The organism is Corynebacterium sp. HMSC064E10 (assembly GCF_001812505.1).
Classification (GTDB): domain Bacteria; phylum Actinomycetota; class Actinomycetes; order Mycobacteriales; family Mycobacteriaceae; genus Corynebacterium; species Corynebacterium amycolatum.
Genome location: NZ_KV809171.1, coordinates 221070 through 240053 on the forward strand (window position 1 = coordinate 221070; position 18984 = coordinate 240053).

Genomic DNA, 18984 nt, shown 5'->3' on the forward strand with positions numbered 1-18984 from the left:
TGAAACTGTGCGAGTTTATGACGCTTTCAGGCCATTTTTGGGCCAATTTTGTCATAAACGCAGTCACTAACTCGCATTGGGGCAAAGTAGGGCTAGATAGCAAATGGTGCCCACCCAGCGACACGCCGAGCGGACACACTTTTTGCCTATTAGCCCACACTTTTGCTACTTAACCCACGAAACTCAGCGACCGTTCGTAACCGCAGCGCGCAGGGCACGAGCTGCCTCTTCCGGATTTTCTGTCTCGGTCAGTGCGCGAACCACCACAATGCGCTCCGCACCAGCGGCGATAACCGCATTGGCGGTCTCGGCGTTGATACCGCCAATTGCCCACCATGGCTTGACGGGGTCACTTGCGCCGCGGTCGTGTGGGCGCACAATATCGGCCACGGAATCCTGGTGGGACTCCGCTGATCCCTGTGCCCGCACTCTCCGCACCAGTGCCGCAGCTTCATGAACCATCTCGACTCCGACGGGCTGACGGTCGGGCTTCGTCGGGGTGGCATACACCGGGCCGATTACCGCGTAATCGATGCCATCGTCGGCAAGTGAGGCGGCGAACATGTCCAGATTTCGGTTGGATCGGCCGATGAGAACCTCGGGGCCAACGATCTGGCGGGCCTGCTCGGTCGTGAGGTCTTCCTGGCCCACATGCAGGATGTCTGCGCCGGTCAGCGCGGCAATGTCGGCGCGGTCATTGACGGCGAAGAGCTTGCCGTGTTCAGCGGCGACCTCGGCGAGGGTCTCCACGGCGGCAATTTCGTCGCGAGTGTCGACTTTCTTGTCGCGCAGCTGGATGATGTCGGTGCCGCCTTCGTAACAGGCGTGCAGAAATTCGCGAAGATCACCGCGGGATGCGCGCGAGTCGGTGCAGAGGTAGAGGCGGGCGTCGGCAAGCAGGGCGCGTCGTGTTGTGCGAGTGGCAGCTGATGAGGCGTTCATGTCCCCATGTTAGGCGAGGTTGGGGATGCGGTGTCGTGGCGGAGAGTCCGAAGTCATATGATGGGGGAGTACCACGTTCCGCGGGAGCCGTACTCGGCATCGACGAGATGCCGCTGGCTGAGAGGGCGAATAACGCCGACCGCTTTTACCTGATGCGGGTTATGCCGCCGGAGGGAGGAATGGCAGTGAATGCTGCCGCTATGGGTGCCGCCTCGACAAGTGAGGGCGGCACAGGGGATACGTCGTCAAGCGTTGTTATCGCAGGCGCGGGCATTATCGGTTTGGCGACGGCATGGAGGCTACTCCACCAAGGATTCGAGGTGACCGTCCTCGATGCCGAGCCCGTTTCCGGCGCAACTTTCGCTGCGGCTGGCATGCTGGCGCCGGTGGCCGAAGTCGTGTGGGATCAGCCGACGCTGTATCCGCTGATGGTTGAGTCGGGCAAGCTCTACCGCGACTTTGCTCAGAACATCGCTGAGGAATCGGGCCACGATGTCGGCTACATCGAGAATTCCACGTTTGTTTGTGCGGGTGATGCCGCCGACCGGCAGACACTCAGTGAGCTCGTTGAGCTGCAGCATGACATGGGTATGGAGATCAACCGCATCACGGCAACCGAGGCGCGCCGGGCAGAACCGGCACTGGGGCCGGGCTGTGTGGGTGCGGTGGATATTCCGGGAGATCACCAGGTCAATCCGCGTCTGCTCGCCGAGGCGTTGCTGACCATCCTGGGAGACCGTGTCATCCACACCCGCGCGCAAGAGGTTATCTACGCTTCCGACCGCGCCATCGGTCTGCGCGGTGCGGACGGAAATGACTACCTCGCCGATGAGGTTGTGCTGGCGGCAGGGCTGAACACCGCTGACATCACCGGTCTGCCGGAGAATCTGAATCTGCCACTGCGCCCGGTCTATGGGGATGTGCTGCGTCTGCGTGTACCGGAGCGCCTGCGGCCGCTGGTCACCCGCACTATTCGCGGTGTGGTTCAGGGGCGTCCGGTTTATATCGTCCCGCGTGCTGACGGCACCGTCGTGCTCGGCGCTACCTCGCGTGAAGATGACCTGACCGGCGTCTCCGCCGAAGGAGTCCACCAGCTACTCCGCGACGCATACCGCCTGGTGCCCGGCATTCTCGACTGCGAAATCTACGAGATGACCGCCCGCGCCCGGCCGGGTTCCCCGGACGATGTCCCCATGATTGGCCGCGTGGCTCCAGGACTGACCGTGTCCACCGGCTACTTCCGCCACGGCATTCTGCTTACGGCTATCGGTTCCAAGCTCACCGCCGATGTCGTCGCCGGTCGAGAAAATGATAACGACCCGGCGCTTCTTTCCGCCGTCGATCCATTCCGCTTCAGCGACTAGAGGAGGCTCGCTTATGTCCACCACAACACTCAATGGCGAAGGCTACACACCGGCTGCGGGGGAGATGGTCGCAGATCTCGTCGCAAAGCACACAGGGCACGCGCTTAACGACGACGGCACCGCCGCGGACGGTACCCGCCTGGGGATTGCAGTAGCCGTGGATGGTGCGGTGATTCCGCGTGCCAAGTGGGCGACCACGCCCGTGGCAGGTGCAATCGACATCGTGACAGCAGTTCAGGGAGGCTAGAGATGACTGAGAAGTCCGCACAGGCAAATATGTCCGCACAGGAAAACGAAGCCGGGTCGACGAGCGAACTTACACGGGAACCGCTGCGCATTGGCGGGCTGGAATTGAACTCCCGTCTGATTATGGGAACTGGCGGTGCGACCAGTATGGATACGCTGGAGCGCGCGCTGGTGGCTTCGGGCACCGAGCTGACTACGGTGGCGATGCGCCGCTTTACGCCCGGCACGAAGCAGAACGTTTTTGAGATTTTGCAGCGCAACAATATCGCGGCGCTGCCGAATACCGCGGGGTGCTATACCGCTCGTGACGCGGTGTTGACTGCGCAGTTGGCCCGCGAGGCGCTGGAGACCAACCTGCTGAAGCTCGAGGTCATCGCCGACGAGGACACTCTGCTGCCGGATCCAGTTGAACTAGTTGCGGCAGCGGAGCAGCTGGTGGCTGACGACTTCGTGGTTTTCGCTTACACCAATGACGATCCGGCGCTGGCCAAGCGCCTGGAGGATCTGGGCTGTGCGGCGGTCATGCCGGCGGGCTCTCCGATTGGCACTGGCCTGGGAATTCTCAACCCACACAACATCGAGCTGATTGTTGACCGCGCGAATGTGCCCATCATCCTGGACGCGGGCATCGGCACCGCCTCCGAGGCAGCGCAGGCAATGGAGCTGGGCTGCGATGCGGTGCTGCTGGCATCCGCCGTGACACGTGCGCATGATCCGGTGGGAATGGCCACGGCGATGCGCTTCGGCGTTGAGGCGGGTCTGACTGCTCGCGAGTCCGGTCGCATTCCACGCCGCCGACTGGCTCAGGCGAGCTCGTCGTTTGAGGGAATCATCACCGAGCGCGTCAGCGGCGCACGCGAGCAGGATTCGCTGTAATGGCTGAGCAGGGGGTCAATCTATCGGATCGTGACCTGCGTCGGTACGCGCGGCATCTAACACTGCCGGGCTTTGGCGCCGAGGGGCAGCGAACTTTGCGAGCTTCCCGCGTCCTCGTTATCGGCGCTGGTGGCCTGGGATCGCCCGCGTTGTTGTACCTGGCCGGTGCAGGGGTCGGACACATCACCATTATTGACGATGACGTAGTCGACGAGTCCAACTTGCAGCGCCAGGTCATTCACCGCGAGTCTGACATTGGTCGCCCGAAGGCCGAATCCGCCGCCGATGCCGTGCGGCGCCTCGACTCCGAGGCATCGGTGACCGCAATTGTCGGCAGGTTGAGCGTCGACAATGCCGAGGAGCTCTTTGCCACTCACGATGTAGTGCTCGACGGCGCGGACAATTTCGCCACGCGCTACCTGTCCTCCGATGCTGCGGAGCTGACCGGAACACCGCTGGTCTGGGCCACGATTCTGCAGTTCGCCGGGCAGCTGTCCGTCTTCTGGCCAGGCCACGGTCCCATGCTTCGCGATCTCTACCCCGACATTCCCGACCCCGGCTCCGTACCGTCGTGCGCCGCAGGTGGTGTCCTCGGCGCAATGGTCGGACAGATTGGCTCGATGATGGTCGTCGAAGCAATCAAGGTGCTCACTGGTGTTGGCAAGGTCGGCGTTGGCAAGCTCGTGCTTATCGACGCCCTGGAGGCAACCACCCGCACACTGTCCTTTGCAGCCGACCCGGAGCGCGAACCCGTTTCCGACCTGACCGAAATTGCGCAGGTGTGCGCAGCATCGTGGTCCGAGGATGAAGAGGACCCGGCGCAGAGCGTGCGCAGCATCGGTCCCAACATGGCGCACGAGCTTCTTGCCAGGGGAGTGCCTCTCATCGATGTACGCGAACCCGATGAGCACGCGGAGGTCGCCATTGCCGGATCTGTGCTTGTGCCACTCGGTGACATTCGCAGCCGTGGGTGGGCTGCTGTGAATGAGGCACTTGCGCAGGCTGACGGTGTCGCAACTGGGGCAGAGGGAGTTCTCATTCACTGCCACTCGGGGGCCCGCTCGCAACAGGCGATTGAGCTGCTGGCCAGCGATACCGAGGCTGATGGTGTCACGCCGGAGCTCATTAACCTGGACGGGGGCATTGTGGCCTGGCAGGCGGCGGGGCAGGAGACCGTCGTGAAGCGTGGCGGAACGCACTAATTAGTAGCTGCCGCCACGCTCTGTTGAACAGCTTGCCTACGCCTGCGGCTGCAGCGTTGTCGACCACAATTCGGTGCCGCGGGTGGTGAGCAGACGGACAGTCATCTCGCGTGAGTCGCCGTCGATATCGACTTCGCCGAAGTGTTGGAAATCCTGTGTGGGGTCGGCGTTGGCATTGTCCTTACCCGGTGCGTGGACGTACTCCACCTTCGGCCCGAAGGTCGGATCCATTTCGTTGGGGCCGAAAGCGCCTGCGTGGAGAGGACCGGAGACGAATTCCCAGAAGGGTGCGAAGCCAGTGAACTGTGCGCGCTCCGGGCTGTAGTGGTGAGCCGCGGTGTAGTGCACATCGGCGGTGAGCCAAACGATATTTGAAACATCCTTAATGGCGCTGAGCAGACGGGCGATTTCACGTTCACGGCCTGCAGGCGCACCGGCGACACCATTGGATATGCTTTCTTGGTCACCATCGTCGCCGTCGGGGACGATGATTCCAAGCGGTAGGTCATTAGCAACAATCTTCCACGTCGCGCGGGAGTCCTTGAGGGAGTCGATTAACCAGTTTGTCTGCTTTTCGCCAAGGATTGGTTCTTCGGTTGTCGAGCGCGGATTATTGGAAGTGTTTTCTCCCTTGTAGCTGCGCATATCCAGGATGAATATGTCTAGCAAAGGGCCGTAGGAAACCTTGCGGTATACGCGCCCATCAACAGCCATTTGCTGATCAAGTGGCTGCCACTCATGGAAAGCCTGGTAGGCGCGCTTGGCCCGGGTGTTGACATCGCGCTCGGTATAGCGATCATCGTCTAGGACTTCGTTGGGGTACCAGTTGTTGACTGTTTCGTGGTCATCCCACTGGACCAGCTGCGGAACCTGCGCATTGAAGGCCAAGTAGTTCTTGTCCATGAGGTTGTAGGAGTACTGGCCGCGATAATCCTCGAGGGTTTCAGCAACTTTGGATTTGGCCGGAGTGACATGGTTGTGCCACACAGTGCCGTCGGAAAGCGTGACGGATTCCTCCAGTGGACCGTCGGCGTAGCAGGTGTCGCCTGAGTGAATGAATAGGTCTGGATTGCGCTCCAGCATGGTGGAAAAGCCGGTGTAGCCACCGATCTCGTCGTTAATTCCCCAACCCTGTCCTGCGACATCGCCGGACCAGTGCAGGCGGATGTTGGATGCGCGGTTGGGGGCAGTACGGAAGGTGCCGATAACGGGATCAGAGCAGATTCCAGTATCTGCCTCTTCGAGCGTGACGCGGTAAAAGATTTCCTGTCCCGGCTCGAGACCGACGACACGTAGACGTCCGGTGCCGTCCGTGTCCGGAGTTAACAGAGAGTTGCTGCGGAATACCTTGGCATTCTGGAAGCTCTCTGTCGCGGCAGTTTCAACAACCATGTGGGCGGGGCGGTCTGAGCGAGCCCAAATTAATGCGCCGTCGCCGCGGATATCGCCACTTGCAACGCCGTGAGTGAGCTGTGGCCGAGAACGCAATAGCCCTGGGGAGGCCAGTGACGGCGAACCCGGTGTAACTGAAGCGGCAGCTCCAGAGGCATGAGCGAGCGTGACTGAAGTAGCAAGTGCGGTGGATGCGCCTAAACGTAGAGCGCTACGACGGGAAAGCTGCATGGAGTCGAACTTTAGGTTTTCCACTTTGATGTTCGGTTAAACCGGCGTGAACTCGAAGGGAAAAGTCGCAATTGCAGTACAAAGACCCGGTTATTGAGAATGGCTCCGCTTCTTTTTGTAACGTAGATAACTGACTTGGGAGGAATGTGTCTTCCGAGCTGTCTTTTAAAGACAGACAATCTAGAAGTGAAAGGCGCCGACCCCGACAATGGGATCTACAACAACGCCACAAGTAAACAAGCAAGAAAAGAAGTCGGGCGGTTTTCTTAAGAACCTGCCGACCGACCCGTTGATCTTCACGACAGCGATAGGTTTCATTGTCCTCTTTGTGGCAGTGACCGTTGTGCTGGGGGACACAGCTCGGGGTGCCTACTCGGCCGCTTCCGAATGGGTTACATCTAACCTGGGCTGGCTGTTCATCGGTGGTGTTTCTGCGAGCTTTATCTTCCTCATCGGCTTGTTCGTGTCCCGCTACGGACGCATTCAGCTTGGCGATGACGACGAAGAGCCCGAATACAGCATCGCTGAGTGGTTCGGCATGCTCTTCGCCGGTGGTACTGGCTCCATGCTGATGTTCTGGGGTGTGGCTGAACCACTCAACCACGCCTACAACCCGCCGTTCGGTCAAGAGCCGATGACCCGCGAAGCTCAGAACACTGCGATGGCATTTACCATCTACCACCTGGGTATTCACATGTGGGTCATCATGGCGCTTCCGGGGCTCGCACTGGGATACTTCATTTACAAGCGCCATCTGCCGCCACGCGTCTCCTCGATTTTCGCGCCGCTGCTCGGTGCCCGCATCTACTCATGGCCGGGCAAGCTTATCGACGCCGTTGCCATCATCGGTACGGTCGTCGGTATCGCGGTATCGGTTGGCATGGGTGCGCTGCAGATTAACTCCGGTGCTGCTCGTGTAATCGGTACCCCGGAAAACTCGATGGTGCAGCTCATTCTGATTGCCATCATTATTGTGATTGCCTCGATCTCTGTGGCACGTGGTTTGGACAAGGGCATCAAGCTGCTGTCCAATGCCAATATTTGGGCCGCCATGGGGTTGATGGTCTTCGTGCTGCTGATGGGCCCGACTTTGACGTTGCTGCGCCAGACTGTCGACACGACAGGTGTCTACTTGGATGCGTTGCCACGCGTCATGTTCTGGACTGACTCCTACGACGTCAACCCGAATTGGAAGCAGGGTGCCTGGACGGTCTTCTACTGGGCCTGGACAATCTGCTGGTCGCCATTTGTGGGCATGTTCGTCGCCCGTATTTCTCGTGGCCGTACAGTACGTCAGTTCATCGCCGGTGTGATTGCACTGCCGACAATCGTGTCAATTATGTGGTTCTCCATCTTCGGGCGTGCAGGCTTTGAATTGGAAAATGAGAATCCGGGTATTCTGACCAAACCAGTTGTCGAAGGCGGAGATCCCTCGCCGGCACTCTTTATCCTCCTGGAGCAGTACCCGCTGGCAACGCTTGTCAGCGTATTTGCGCTCTTTGTGATCATGATCTTCTTCGTCACCTCCATCGACTCCGCTGCGATGGTAATGGACATGATGTCCACCGGTGAAGAAAACAAGGCCCCGACCTTTTACCGCGTGCTGTGGGGCATCATGATCGGTGCTGTGGCAGCTTCTCTGCTGCTGATTTCTGGTGAAACTGCACTGGAAGCGCTGCAATCCGCGGTGATTGTCATTGGTGTGCCGTTCTTCTTCCTCCACTTCATCATGATGTACTCCCTGGTCAAGGGCATGAGTGATGACCACATGGCCGTGCGCAAGCCAGTCACGCGACAGTGGAGCAAGACCGACACTCCAGAGAAGTTGGAGAAGCACGAAGCCGCACCCGCACCGGGCTACGACGAAGAGGGCAATGAGCTACCACGCTTTGAGTACACCCACGATGACGAGGGACGCCTGGTTATTCAGTCCGATGTGGTCGTTGAAGGTGAGTTTGAGTCTGGCGAAAAGTCGGAATCGGAGGAGCCAGAGGAGTCGGGGACCAAGTCTGAGTCGTAGTAGAGCACGGTCGCAGTAGTGCCCGGCACTTGTGGCCACGCTATTCACCTATCGATGCACCGGAGCCTGTCCATCAGTGAGTAGCTCATCGATAGGAGCGAAGGAAAACCAGCAAACAAAAACGCCGCCCACGGAAAACCTCTAGCAGTTTCCATGGGCGGCGTCGCTGTACACGTCGTAAAGCGAATGTGGGTGCGTGGGTAATGCGGCGAGCTTTACTCGTGAGTGCCACGCAGATCTCGGTGGCCTTCGGCGTGCCAGTCGACATTGGTTTCATCCTTAGTGGTGACACCCACGTCGCGTTGATGCGGGACCTTCGCAATGATGTTGCGTCGAGCGCGGCCGGCGCGGAGCTGGCTTTCGATGCGCTCGGCAAGGTTGGCCAGGCCGAAGTTGATGGCGATGAGAATGATTGCCACGACGACCAGCGATGGAATCATGGCGCCGTAGTACTCGCCAAGCTGGCGACCAGAGCGGACAACCTCGACGTAGCCAATCATGTAACCCAGCGCGGAGTCCTTCAGCGCAATGACCATCTGCGAGATAATCGCCGGCAGCATTGCGGCGACTGCCTGCGGCAGCAAAATGGTGACCATCGTCTGGCGGTGGGAGAGACCCAGCGCAATCGCGGCTTCTCGCTGGCCCTTCGGCAGCGACTCGATGCCGGAGCGCAGGGTCTCGCCAATCACAGATCCGTTGTACATGGTCAGACCAAACACAACAGCGGCAAAGCCGAGGTAATTCGACGGGAACAGCTGCCAGATGGCGAACACCGAGTAGGCAAACAGCATGAGCACCAGCACCGGGATGGCGCGGAAAAACTCGACAATCACCGAGCACAGCCAGCGCACGGGTGCGATTGGACTCAGCCTGCCGACGCCCAGGAGAGCGCCAATCACCAGCGACAGAATAATAGAGGCGACAGCCGCGACAATGGTGCTGACCAGGCCGGGCAGTATGTATGTGGTCCAGGTTGTGGATTCGAGGAAGAACGACCACTTATTGGCCTCGAACTGGCCCTTGTCGGCCAGTTTCATTCCCACCCAGGCGAGGATCGCAACGGTGATTGCGGCCACGATCCAGGTGAGAATTCGGTTGAAGCGCTGAGCCTTGGGGCCTGGCGCGTCGTAAAGAACTGTTGCGCGAGTAGCCATTAGCGCTTCACCGCCCATCGCTTGCCAGCCCAGCCGAAGAACAGACCGGTCGGCAGAGTCAGAATAATAAAGCCGACAGCGATAATGCCGAAGATAATCAGGATATCGCTGGCGTAGTTTTCGGTCATGGTCTTCATCAGCAGCGACGCTTCAGCCACACCGATGACCGAAGCAATCGTGGTGTTCTTCGTCAGTGCAATCAGGGTATTGCCGAGCGGCACGATAGCGCCGCGGAATGCCTGCGGGAAGATGATGTGGCGGAAGCTCTGGCCGAAGCTTAGCCCCAGGGAGCGGGCGGCTTCGGCCTGCCCGAATGGCACAGTATTAATACCGGCACGCAGGGACTCCGCGACAAAGCACGAGGTGTAGGCAACAAAAGCCAGCACCGCCAGGCGGAAGTTCTGCTTGACAATAAAGGAGTCATTCTCCGCAGCCAGCAGCAGGCCCAAGTTGTAGTAGAGGCCCATCGCGGCCAGCAGGACAATCAACGTCAGCGGCGTATTGCGGACGATGTTGATGTACCAGGTCGACAGGGTACGCAGGATTCCCACGGGGCTCACACGCATGGCGGTGAGAAGCGTGCCAAAGATCAGGGAACCAATTGCCGAGGCAATCGTCAGTTTGATGGTCACCCAGAAAGCCGGCAGCAGTTCCGGCCCCATTTCACTCCATAGTTCTGGATTCATTGTTTGCTCGCACCCCTTCCTACTTCTTCTCTACGAACGACAAATCGCCGATTGCTGGCTTTTCGTCGAGCTCGAACTTGTCGCCCAAGTGCTTCTTGACAATCTTCTGAAGTTCACCGGTGTCGTACAGCGACTCCAGCGCCTCGTTGATGGCCTCACGGCTGGCATCATCGCCCTTGGGTAGGCCGATGCCGTAGTACTCGTTGGTCCAGTAGGAGCCATCGGGGTTACGCAGCTCAACCACACGGAAGTCATCGCCGAAGCGTTTCTTGTAGCGCTGGGCGAAGCCCGCGAGAATGGTCGCATCGGTGGTCAGGGCATCGACGACTCCCTGCTTCACACCTTCGGCGCATGCGGCGTAGGTATCGAACTCCTGCAGCTGCACCTCCGGCAGAGCGTCCTTGACCTTCTGTGCTGGGGTGGAACCGGAAACAGAACACAGGCGAGTGCCCGGGGCGACGTCGTCAAGCCCCTGGATGCCCTCGGAACCGCGCACCAACAGTGCCTGGTGCGTGACCAGGTACGGGCCGGCGAAGTCGACGGCAGCCAGGCGGCCAGCGTTGATGGAGTAGGTGGCGGCAATCATGTTGACCTCGCCGTTGTTAATTAGCGTCTCGCGCTGAGCGGACGGGGTCTCGCGCCACTCCATCTCGGGCACATTCCAACCGTTCTTGTTGGCGATGTACTCGATGACGTAGCGGGAGACATCTGTGTCGACGCCCGCGAAATCGCGATCCGGGGTGCGCTCACCGAGACCCGGCTGGTCAAACTTCGTGCCCAACGTCACGTGCCCGGCCTCGATATCGGCCAGCAGGTTTCGGGGCCCGCCGCTACCGCAAGCCGCGAGGCTCATTGTCGTGGCAACAGCTACGACAGCCGCTGCAACTCGCTTGCCGACGACGCCTCGGCGGCTCTGGTTGCGACTGAGTCCCCGGCCTCCTCGTAATAGTGAAAGCTTCATGGTGACCAGCCCCGCCTAGTGCCCGACGATCTTGGCCAAGAAGTCCTTGGCGCGATCGCTCTGCGGGTTGGTGAAGAAGGTCTCCGGGTCGGTGTCTTCGACAATGGACCCCTCGGCCATGAACAGGATGCGGTCGGCCACGCGGCGGGCGAAGCTCATCTCGTGGGTGACGCAGACCATGGTCATGCCGCCCTTGGCCAGGTCGGTCATGACATCGAGGACCTCGTTAATCATTTCTGGGTCGAGCGCGGAGGTGGGCTCGTCGAAAAGCATGACCTTCGGGTCCATGGCCAGGGCGCGGGCGATGGCGACGCGCTGCTGCTGGCCGCCGGAGAGCTGTGCCGGGTACTTGTCGGACTGTTCCGCAATGCCGACACGGGCGAGCAGCTTGTCCGCACGCTCGCGGGCCTCGGCTTTGGAGATCTTGCGGACCTTCAGCGGGGCCAGCGTGACGTTGTCCCGAATGGTCATGTGGCTGAAGAGGTTGAACTGCTGGAAGACCATGCCAACCTCAGCGCGCAGGCGGGTGAGTTCCTTGCCCTCTTCGGGAAGAAGCTTGCCGTTGATGCGAATTTCGCCACTGTCGATGGTTTCCAGGCGGTTGATGGTTCGACACAGTGTGGACTTACCGGAGCCGGAGGGGCCGAGGATGACTACGACCTGACCAGCTGGGATTTCCAGGTTGATATCACGCAAAGCGTGGTAGTCGCCGTAGTACTTGTTCACCCCGGCAATCGAAATCATGCTCTGTGGTGTGGATGATTCAGTCATGGGGGAAAGTATAGGTGATGCACCACACATAACAGTTACCGGTGTTCCTTGTCCGATATTCACCTGTGAAAAGTGACTGCACGCCAATTAATAGTGACTGCACACCAGTTAGTTCTGAATATTTACGTGATGGCGCTGCGCAACAGGCTTGCGGCCATGTACGAACCAGTAGAAAACGGCCGCGAGAACCACCACAGCCGCCAGGCCTGCGTACATCTTGTCGAAGCCAATCGTGGCAGCTACCGAGCCCAACACGATTGGGCCGAGGCCGATGCCTGCGTCGACAAGTAAGAGCAGCGTCGAGATACCCGTGCCCAACTTGTGCGCCGGCGCCAGGTGCACGGAGATGGTCTGGCACGCCGGCATCAGCGTGCCGTAGCCCAGGCCGCAGAGCGCGCCAGCGGCGATGACGTGCCAGTCAGCGGTTGCGAAAGCCAGAACAAGCAGTGAGATGGTGAAGCACACCAGGCCGATGGCAATTACCGGGTTGTCGCCGCGGCGATCCTGTAGGCGTCCCAGCGAGAAGCGTGCTGCCATCATCGCCACCGCATAGGCGATGAAGAAGAAGCTGGCGCCCCTAGTCAGGCCGCCCAGCTGCGAGTATCGGTTCAAAAACGTAATCACGCCCGCATACGCCAGGCCGATGAGCAGCATGAACAGGCCAATCGGCACCACTCTCGGCGTCATGATGTCATCGAAGGAAAATGTGCGCTTCGTCTCGCTTGCCGACGAATCCTCGGTGGCCTCGGCCTTGGTTTCCGCAGTGGCGGGCCCGTTGTGTTGTGGCAGAACGAGTGCCAGCACCAGTCCGACAATGGACAGGCCGAGGGCTGTGGCAAAGAGGACGCTGTAGCCGACCGAGCCAATAAGGGCTAGGCCGAGAGCTGGGCCAATCGCGGTGGCCAGGGTGGTGCCGAGCGAGATGTAGCCAGTTCCCTCTGCGCGGCGCGAAGCCGGAATAGCGGTCTGGGCGGCGGCCATCACGGCGGTGGAAGCTAATGCGTAGGTCAGGCCGTGGATGATGCGGATTGCAATCAGGACCGGCAGGGATGCGGCCCAAATGTAGGCGGCACAGGCTGCCACGATGACAGCGAGCGAGCCAAGCATGATTCTGCGACCACCGAAGGTGTCCACCAAGTAGCCGGAAAAGAGACGCGCGATGGTGGCGCCGACCACGAAAGAACTGGCAGCGAAGCCACCGGCGGCATCTGAGGCGGAGAAGCGCTGGACGGCGTAGAGCGCCATGACTGTGATTGAAAGGTAGAACACCAGGTACATGCTGAAGTTAATCAGCCAGCTGATGATGAACGCGGGGGAGAAGAGCTTGTCTTGCCCGTGCTGCTCGTCCTGCTCGTTCTGTCTGCGCCTGTTCTGCGTGGTCGTATGCGTTGTCATGCTGAAAATACGGTCTCTTTTCCCGTTTGAAAACGATCGTGGAATTAGTGCTGTGGCAAAACTGCTTCCCGGCATTTGTATCGTGCAAAAATGCAGTTAGGGGTCGAATTATAACAATTGGTTTGTATGATGCAAACGCGCTTTTTCGGTCTTAACCCCATCCGCGGCGCGCTAGAATAGGAGCTGTTCAGCAAACAGATACATCTCACAGGCCCATTAAAGGACCGACATATAGGCGACAAGAGGATTGACTGCCATCGTGCGAAACGACGACCTAGCCGCGCTCGTTTACGAGAACATGCTGCTATCCCGGGTTAGCTCCAGTGGCTACCGACCACATCGCAAGGACATCCTGTTGGATCGCTCCGCCGCAGCACTACTGGCACGACTGGAAGCGCAGCCGGATATGACAGTCGCCGAGCTTTCCGATGCGCTGGGGCTGGACATTTCTACGGTGCACCGCCAGCTGGCCGCCGCCATGCGGCAGGGGTATATCGCGAAGAGACCCGCGCCGTCGTCAAGCGCGAAGGTGCATAGCGCGACCGACAAGGGGCTAGAGCTGCTGCACCGGGAAATCGAGGCGCGTAAGAAAACCGTCGATGACATTACGCACGATTGGGAGGACTCGGAGCTCGTGGAGTTCGTGCGATTGATGCGCAAATTCAACGAAGGCGTGGAAGAAATGCGTGGTCATCCATGGCCTAGATAACCGCGGATGCCGGGGTCATGGAATACTTGAGGGCGTGGCTGAGAAAAAGAAGATTGCAAACGTCCTTGCTAACCGATACGCCTCTGCGACTCTGGCGGAGTTGTGGAGCCCTGAGTACAAGATCATCCTCGAGCGCAAGCTCTGGATTGCAGTTTTGAAGGCCCAGGTCGCCCGCGGAATTGAGGTTCCGGAGGGCACTATCGAGGCGTATGAGAAGGTTATCGACCAGGTTGACCTCGACTCCATTGCCGCCCGTGAGCGTATTACTCGCCACGATGTGAAGGCCCGCATTGAAGAGTTCTGTGAACTGGCTGGCACCGAGCACATTCACAAGGGAATGACCTCGCGTGACCTGACTGAAAACGTCGAGCAGCTGCAGGTACTGGAGTCGTTGAAGGTTGTGCGTGACAAGGCTGTCGCTGTTGCTGCTCGCACCGCCGAGAAGGCCGCGGAGTACCAGTCGCTGGTCATGGCGGGTCGTTCCCACAACGTCGCCGCGCAGGCAACTACTCTGGGCAAGCGCTTCGCCTCCGCTGCGGACGAGATGCTGCTGGGTATCGAGCGCGTAGAAGACCTGATCTCCCGCTACCCGCTGCGCGGCATCAAGGGCCCGATGGGCACCGCCCAGGACATGCTGGATCTGCTTGACGGTGACGAGTCCGCACTGGCCTCCCTGGAAAACGAAATCGCTGCAGGCCTCGGCTTCGACCGCGTCTTTGACTCCGTCGGACAGGTTTACCCGCGCACCCTCGACTTCGACGCTCTGTCCGCGCTGGTCGAGCTCGGTGCAGGGCCGGCATCGCTGGCCACCACCATCCGCCTGATGGCCGGCAATGAGACCGTCACCGAGGGCTTCAAGGAAGGCCAGGTCGGCTCATCCGCCATGCCGCATAAGATGAATGCCCGCTCCTGTGAGCGCGTCCACGGTTTCCAGGTCATTCTGCGTGGCTACATGACCATGCTCTCCGAATACGCCGGTACTCAGTGGAACGAAGGCGACGTTTCCTGCTCCGTGGTCCGCCGCGTTGCGCTGCCGGATGCCTTCTTCGCCATGGACGGCATGTTTGAAACCTTCCTCACCGTCCTGTCCGAGTTCGGTGCATTCCCGGCCATGATTGACCGTGAGCTGGAGCGCTACCTACCGTTCCTCGCCTCCACCAAGATCCTCATGGCAGCTGTCCGCGCTGGTATGGGCCGCGAGGAAGCTCACGAGATTATCAAGGAGCACGCCGTCGCCACCGCATTGGATATGCGCGAAAAGGGCGCCGAGCAGAATCTCACCGAACGTCTCGCTGCAGATGAGCGCTTCCCGCTGGATGCCGCAGGGCTTGCCGACGCTCTGGCAGACCGCCACGCGTTCATCGGTGCCGCAGAATCTCAGGTTGACCGCGTAGTTGCGCGTGTGCAGACCGTCGTGGACAAGTACCCAGAGGCCGCGGCTTACAAGCCGGGCGAGATTCTGTAGCTTCACGTGCGTCACGCGCGAATCGCGAAACGTGAAACGTGAAACGCGAAACGCGCAAACGTAAGTACCTTTGAAAAACTCTGTCACGTTGATGGCAGAGTTTTTCTTCGTTTGTTGGCGAAACCACCAGTGAGCAGCCAAGTTCCTCGGTACGATGAGCGATAAGTATCGAAACCTCTACGCGAAAGGTGCCCGACGTGACATCGGCTGTTAGGACTTCGCTTTCTCGCCCGGGTGCCACATTGAATGTGCTGCGCTGGGTCCCAGAAAATGACAAGGGCGCGCCCATTACTCCTAAGGGAGTGGTGCAGATTGTCCACGGCATGGTCGAGTACGCCAACCGCTACGCTAAATTCGCCGAATACCTCGTATCCCAGGGCTATGCCGTCGTCGCGCACGACCATCGCGGCCACGGTATGACCAAGACGGATGCTGGCATCCCGGGCTACTTCGCTGACTATGGTGGCTGGAATCTAATTCTCGAAGACCTCCACGCAGTGCGCCAGTACGTTGATGCAGAATTCCCAGGCAGCAAGCACTATATTCTCGGCCACTCTATGGGGTCACTTCTGACTCGTAACTACATCGCCAAGTACGGCGAGGGGCTTACCGGCGTCATTATCATGGGCACCGTGTCGTGGCCAGGAGCTAAGGGCGATGCGGGAATGAAGGTTGCAAACCTGCTGGCTAAGATTCGTCCTACCGCGCCGGGCAAGCTGCTCAACACCCTCACCTTTGCTGATTACAACAAGGGCTTTGAGCGCCGCACTAAGTTTGATTGGCTCACCCGCGACCACAAGATTGTCGATGCTTATATTGCGGACGACAAGTGTGGTTTCGTTCCCACCAATGCCTTTTTCCGTGACCTTCTCGTCGGCACGCACTACGCGAATTCGTCTGAAGCCTATGAGAAAGCGCCTGATGATCTGCCACTTTTCGTGGTTTCCGGTGCCGTTGATCCGGCGGGTGGCGCTGCCTGTGTGACTGAGGTCGTGGGCAAATACCTGAACGCGGGGAAGAAGGACGTGCGCTTTAAGGTCTACCCGGATGGTCGCCATGAGATTCTCAACGAGTTGAATAAGGAAGAGGTCTACGCCGACATTTTGGCGTGGTTGAAGTCCCGCTAAGGGGAGCTGGTTAATAGGCGAAAAGTGTGCCCGCTCGGCGTGTCGACCGGCGCGTCGGCGGGTGGGGGGCCTTCGATACTTACCTCAATGCGAGTTACTGACTGCGTTTATGTCAGCGACGGCGGGGGATCTGAGTTACTGACTGCGTTTATGTCAGAAATGGCCCGAAAAATGGTCTGAAAGTGTCATAAACTCGCACAGTTTTACATTTGCAGCCCGTATTCACGTGTGGAGTCCGTAATTTTTGGTGTCTGCCCAGTCATTATCTTGAGAATCAGACACACCTTTTGTCTATTAACCCAGAGGTGCTGGAAGAACGTGTGCGCTAGCTCGGGGTTCGCGCCACTAGTGGAGCGCCTGTGTGAGCCCTAGAAAGCCACCGCACTTCTAATAAGTTTCCATTGCGCGGATGCTTTTGTCGGGTAACGTTCTTTTCACGCTGGAAGAAAAGGAACCGACCACATGATCAGAACAAGACAACTCTCGGCGGTCGTGCTCACCATTTCCATGTTGCTGGTGCTCGTAGGCTCTTTTGCGGGAATCACAGCAGGGCGTGCACAGGCGCAAGAGACTGCGAGTACTATCTCGCCAACCATGGTGATCCTGGATGCTTCAGGGTCAATGCTTGCCGACGATGCGGGTGGCCAAACCCGAATGGAGGCAGCGAAGGACGCGACGAGTAAGTTCGCGGGATCTGTGTCAGAGGACTCCGAAATTGGGTTCATGGTCTACGGCACGGAAGTCGGCAATTCGCCGGAGGAGCGGGAAGCTGGCTGTCAGGACATCACCACGCTGCTGCCCGTGCAGGCTGGCAACTCGGCGAAGATTCCTGCTGAAGTAGGAAAGATCCAAGCCTCCGGCCACACCCCGATGGGGCCTGCGCTGCGTCAGGCTGCCGATGAGTTGCCGAAAGAAGGGCAACGTTCGATTGTGTTGGTCTCCGATGGTGAGGACACCTGTGCTCCGCCACCGGTGTGCGAGGTAGCCAAAGAACTCAAGCAGCAGGGCATTGATCTGGTCATCAACACAGTTGGTTTCCTCGTTGATGCGGGCGCACGTGCTGAACTTGAGTGCATTGCTGAGGCCACAGGCGGCGAGTACCTAGACGCCCAGGACTCCGATTCGCTGGCTGAGTCCATGAAGACGCTGGCGACCCGCACCGCACGCACCGCGCAGTCCAGCGCGCAAGAGATACAGGGCGGCGACGCTCCTACGAGCGCTACCCAGGTGCCTGCCGACGTGGAAACGTTCTCGACCAAGCTGCGGGAAAAGACTCCTGAGTCCGAGCGCAGCATCAGTAATCAGGAAGGCGACGGTGCTGAGTACTTCTCCGTCCCGGTCGCTGAGGGAGAGCGGCTTGCAATTAGTGCGGCCACGTTGCCGGGAGCGTCGTCAGGCGCGACTTTGATGGACCTAGATATCCGCAACTTCGCGCTCACTATGCATTTGGACGACAGCAGTTGCTTCCTTGCCAATGATTTCGGCAATGGCATCATCGACTCCAATGGCCCCTTTTTCGCATCGATAACAACCAAGCAGCCCGGAGGAGCGGAGGGGGACTGTAAGTCGGGCAATATGGTGTTCTCCGTGGCCCGAAAAGGAGGCCCCTTCGAAGGTCAGGACATTCCTGCAGAAGTGATCATCAAGCGTTTCGCCAACGAAAACCTGACTGATGTGCCGGAGGCGTTCCCGTCCGACAAGGAGAGCTTGAACCCTCCGCCCGCGACGCCGGAAGCAGATCAGGCTAAGAAGGTCACCCCAGGTTCGTGGTTCGATGACGCCACGGAACTTACTGCCGACAACATCAGCAGCGTCACGGCCGACATTGTTCCTGGTGAGACGCACGTGTACAAGATCAAGTCCGAGTATGGGCAGCAGCTCCGCGGCGCCGTCAAACTCATTGACGCCCCAGAAGCGGACAAGCTTGCACAAATCTCCGGCCTGGATATCAAGACGCTGAATTCGGCACGCCAGCTCGCCGGTAGCGAGGAAAACCGTCCGGTAAATGAACACCAGATTGGCGAAGAGACAACATTTGGTAACTCGGCCCGGATTAACTACCGCAATCGGATCGGCGAAGATGGCGAAAAGTCGGGCGATTACGAGGCTGAAAGAGCGTGGCTGGATGGTGACCAGTACATCGTTGTCTTCTTCAACAACAGTTGGGGCGCCGGTAAATCCCACGATGTCGCGGATGTTCAAAACGTCCCGGTGACTTACCAGCTGACCACGGAGTTGGTCGGCGAGAAGATCCCGGGCCCAGCTTTTGAACAGGTCGCGCACAAGTCGCCAAGTAGCGAAACCCCGACTAGTAGCCAGCAGAATCCGAAGACCACCGAAGAAAACGAGGATGACGGCTCCTCGAAGATGATGTGGTTCTCTATGGGGACAGTGCTTCTAGTCTTGGTCATCGGCGCGACAATCGCGTTGACCCGTAAGTAAC

The 18984-nt window shown here is 59.2% G+C and carries 16 protein-coding genes and 1 riboswitch; of the genes, 9 read left to right on the forward strand and 7 right to left on the reverse strand.

Annotation, left to right across the window (positions count from 1 at the left end):
- Nucleotides 1-183 precede the first annotated feature (183 nt).
- Nucleotides 184-942: a thiamine phosphate synthase gene (locus HMPREF2860_RS01485; RefSeq protein WP_070628499.1), complete on the reverse strand. Its 759-nt coding sequence runs from the start codon at nt 940-942 to the stop codon at nt 184-186.
- A 70-nt stretch (nt 943-1012) separates the two neighbouring features.
- Nucleotides 1013-1135, forward strand: a riboswitch (TPP riboswitch).
- A gap of 7 nt (nt 1136-1142) precedes the next feature.
- On the opposite strand from HMPREF2860_RS01485, the gene thiO reads away from it, so the two are divergent.
- From thiO to HMPREF2860_RS01505, 4 genes are read left to right on the forward strand one after another with little or no spacing between them, the layout of a single operon-like run.
- Complete coding sequence (gene thiO, locus HMPREF2860_RS01490; protein WP_070628500.1) at nt 1143-2306, forward strand: glycine oxidase ThiO; 1164 nt, start codon at nt 1143-1145, stop codon at nt 2304-2306.
- A 13-nt stretch (nt 2307-2319) separates the two neighbouring features.
- The gene (gene thiS / locus HMPREF2860_RS01495) at nt 2320-2553 is read left to right on the forward strand and encodes a sulfur carrier protein ThiS (protein WP_038626535.1); all 234 of its coding nucleotides are present in this window, start codon (nt 2320-2322) and stop codon (nt 2551-2553) included.
- 29 nt (nt 2554-2582) lie between these two features.
- Nucleotides 2583-3428, forward strand: a complete 846-nt coding sequence (locus HMPREF2860_RS01500; protein WP_049180896.1) for a thiazole synthase — start codon at nt 2583-2585, stop codon at nt 3426-3428.
- Nucleotides 3428-4630, forward strand: a complete 1203-nt coding sequence (locus HMPREF2860_RS01505; protein WP_038626531.1) for a ThiF family adenylyltransferase — start codon at nt 3428-3430, stop codon at nt 4628-4630. Before HMPREF2860_RS01500 ends, HMPREF2860_RS01505 begins: the two co-directional genes overlap by 1 nt.
- A gap of 36 nt (nt 4631-4666) precedes the next feature.
- Here the strand turns inward: HMPREF2860_RS01505 and HMPREF2860_RS01510 are convergent, their stop codons facing one another.
- The gene (locus HMPREF2860_RS01510; protein WP_070628501.1) at nt 4667-6253 is read right to left on the reverse strand and encodes an alkaline phosphatase D family protein; all 1587 of its coding nucleotides are present in this window, start codon (nt 6251-6253) and stop codon (nt 4667-4669) included.
- A 208-nt stretch (nt 6254-6461) separates the two neighbouring features.
- Here HMPREF2860_RS01510 and HMPREF2860_RS01515 point away from each other — a divergent pair, with 208 nt between their 5' ends.
- A complete protein-coding gene (locus tag HMPREF2860_RS01515; protein WP_049180880.1) occupies nt 6462-8273 on the forward strand; it encodes a BCCT family transporter in 1812 nt (603 codons plus the stop codon).
- Between the two features lie 215 nt (nt 8274-8488).
- Here HMPREF2860_RS01515 and HMPREF2860_RS01520 read toward each other — a convergent pair whose 3' ends face one another.
- From HMPREF2860_RS01520 to HMPREF2860_RS01540, 5 genes are all read right to left on the reverse strand, one after another.
- Complete coding sequence (locus HMPREF2860_RS01520; protein WP_070560530.1) at nt 8489-9427, reverse strand: amino acid ABC transporter permease; 939 nt, start codon at nt 9425-9427, stop codon at nt 8489-8491.
- A complete protein-coding gene (locus HMPREF2860_RS01525; protein ID WP_070560533.1) occupies nt 9427-10113 on the reverse strand; it encodes an amino acid ABC transporter permease in 687 nt (228 codons plus the stop codon). Before HMPREF2860_RS01525 ends, HMPREF2860_RS01520 begins: the two co-directional genes overlap by 1 nt.
- 19 nt (nt 10114-10132) lie before the next feature.
- Entirely contained in the window at nt 10133-11074 is a 942-nt protein-coding gene (locus HMPREF2860_RS01530) for a glutamate ABC transporter substrate-binding protein (protein WP_070628502.1), read from the reverse strand.
- Between the two features lie 15 nt (nt 11075-11089).
- Nucleotides 11090-11818 (reverse strand): amino acid ABC transporter ATP-binding protein, encoded by a 729-nt coding sequence (locus HMPREF2860_RS01535; RefSeq protein ID WP_049180879.1) that lies wholly within the window; start codon nt 11816-11818, stop codon nt 11090-11092.
- Between the two features lie 135 nt (nt 11819-11953).
- Entirely contained in the window at nt 11954-13240 is a 1287-nt protein-coding gene (locus HMPREF2860_RS01540) for an MFS transporter (protein ID WP_038626521.1), read from the reverse strand.
- A gap of 259 nt (nt 13241-13499) precedes the next feature.
- Between HMPREF2860_RS01540 and HMPREF2860_RS01545 the strand changes: the two genes are divergently transcribed.
- The 4 genes from HMPREF2860_RS01545 (at nt 13500) to HMPREF2860_RS01560 (ending at nt 18983) form a co-directional block, all read left to right on the forward strand.
- The gene (locus HMPREF2860_RS01545) at nt 13500-13949 is read left to right on the forward strand and encodes a MarR family winged helix-turn-helix transcriptional regulator (protein ID WP_038626519.1); all 450 of its coding nucleotides are present in this window, start codon (nt 13500-13502) and stop codon (nt 13947-13949) included.
- A gap of 34 nt (nt 13950-13983) precedes the next feature.
- Nucleotides 13984-15414 (forward strand): adenylosuccinate lyase, encoded by a 1431-nt coding sequence (purB, locus tag HMPREF2860_RS01550; RefSeq protein ID WP_038626517.1) that lies wholly within the window; start codon nt 13984-13986, stop codon nt 15412-15414.
- Nucleotides 15415-15611: 197 nt separating this feature from the next.
- Nucleotides 15612-16541, forward strand: a complete 930-nt coding sequence (locus tag HMPREF2860_RS01555) for an alpha/beta fold hydrolase (protein WP_038626515.1) — start codon at nt 15612-15614, stop codon at nt 16539-16541.
- 462 nt (nt 16542-17003) lie between these two features.
- A complete protein-coding gene (locus HMPREF2860_RS01560; RefSeq protein ID WP_070432127.1) occupies nt 17004-18983 on the forward strand; it encodes a vWA domain-containing protein in 1980 nt (659 codons plus the stop codon).
- Nucleotide 18984 lies beyond the last annotated feature (1 nt).

Excerpts from the sequence above, each read along its gene's own strand:
- HMPREF2860_RS01485 (WP_070628499.1), bottom strand. The coding sequence starts at position 942 with ATGAACGCCTCATCAGCTGCCACTCGCACAACACGACGCGCCCTGCTT.
- thiO (WP_070628500.1), top strand. The coding sequence starts at position 1,143 with ATGGGTGCCGCCTCGACAAGTGAGGGCGGCACAGGGGATACGTCGTCA.
- thiS (WP_038626535.1), top strand. The coding sequence starts at position 2,320 with ATGTCCACCACAACACTCAATGGCGAAGGCTACACACCGGCTGCGGGG.
- HMPREF2860_RS01500 (WP_049180896.1), top strand. The coding sequence starts at position 2,583 with ATGTCCGCACAGGAAAACGAAGCCGGGTCGACGAGCGAACTTACACGG.
- HMPREF2860_RS01505 (WP_038626531.1), top strand. The coding sequence starts at position 3,428 with ATGGCTGAGCAGGGGGTCAATCTATCGGATCGTGACCTGCGTCGGTAC.
- HMPREF2860_RS01510 (WP_070628501.1), bottom strand. The coding sequence starts at position 6,253 with ATGCAGCTTTCCCGTCGTAGCGCTCTACGTTTAGGCGCATCCACCGCA.
- HMPREF2860_RS01515 (WP_049180880.1), top strand. The coding sequence starts at position 6,462 with ATGGGATCTACAACAACGCCACAAGTAAACAAGCAAGAAAAGAAGTCG.
- HMPREF2860_RS01520 (WP_070560530.1), bottom strand. The coding sequence starts at position 9,427 with ATGGCTACTCGCGCAACAGTTCTTTACGACGCGCCAGGCCCCAAGGCT.
- HMPREF2860_RS01525 (WP_070560533.1), bottom strand. The coding sequence starts at position 10,113 with ATGAATCCAGAACTATGGAGTGAAATGGGGCCGGAACTGCTGCCGGCT.
- HMPREF2860_RS01530 (WP_070628502.1), bottom strand. The coding sequence starts at position 11,074 with ATGAAGCTTTCACTATTACGAGGAGGCCGGGGACTCAGTCGCAACCAG.
- HMPREF2860_RS01535 (WP_049180879.1), bottom strand. The coding sequence starts at position 11,818 with ATGATTTCGATTGCCGGGGTGAACAAGTACTACGGCGACTACCACGCT.
- HMPREF2860_RS01540 (WP_038626521.1), bottom strand. The coding sequence starts at position 13,240 with ATGACAACGCATACGACCACGCAGAACAGGCGCAGACAGAACGAGCAG.
- HMPREF2860_RS01560 (WP_070432127.1), top strand. The coding sequence starts at position 17,004 with ATGATCAGAACAAGACAACTCTCGGCGGTCGTGCTCACCATTTCCATG.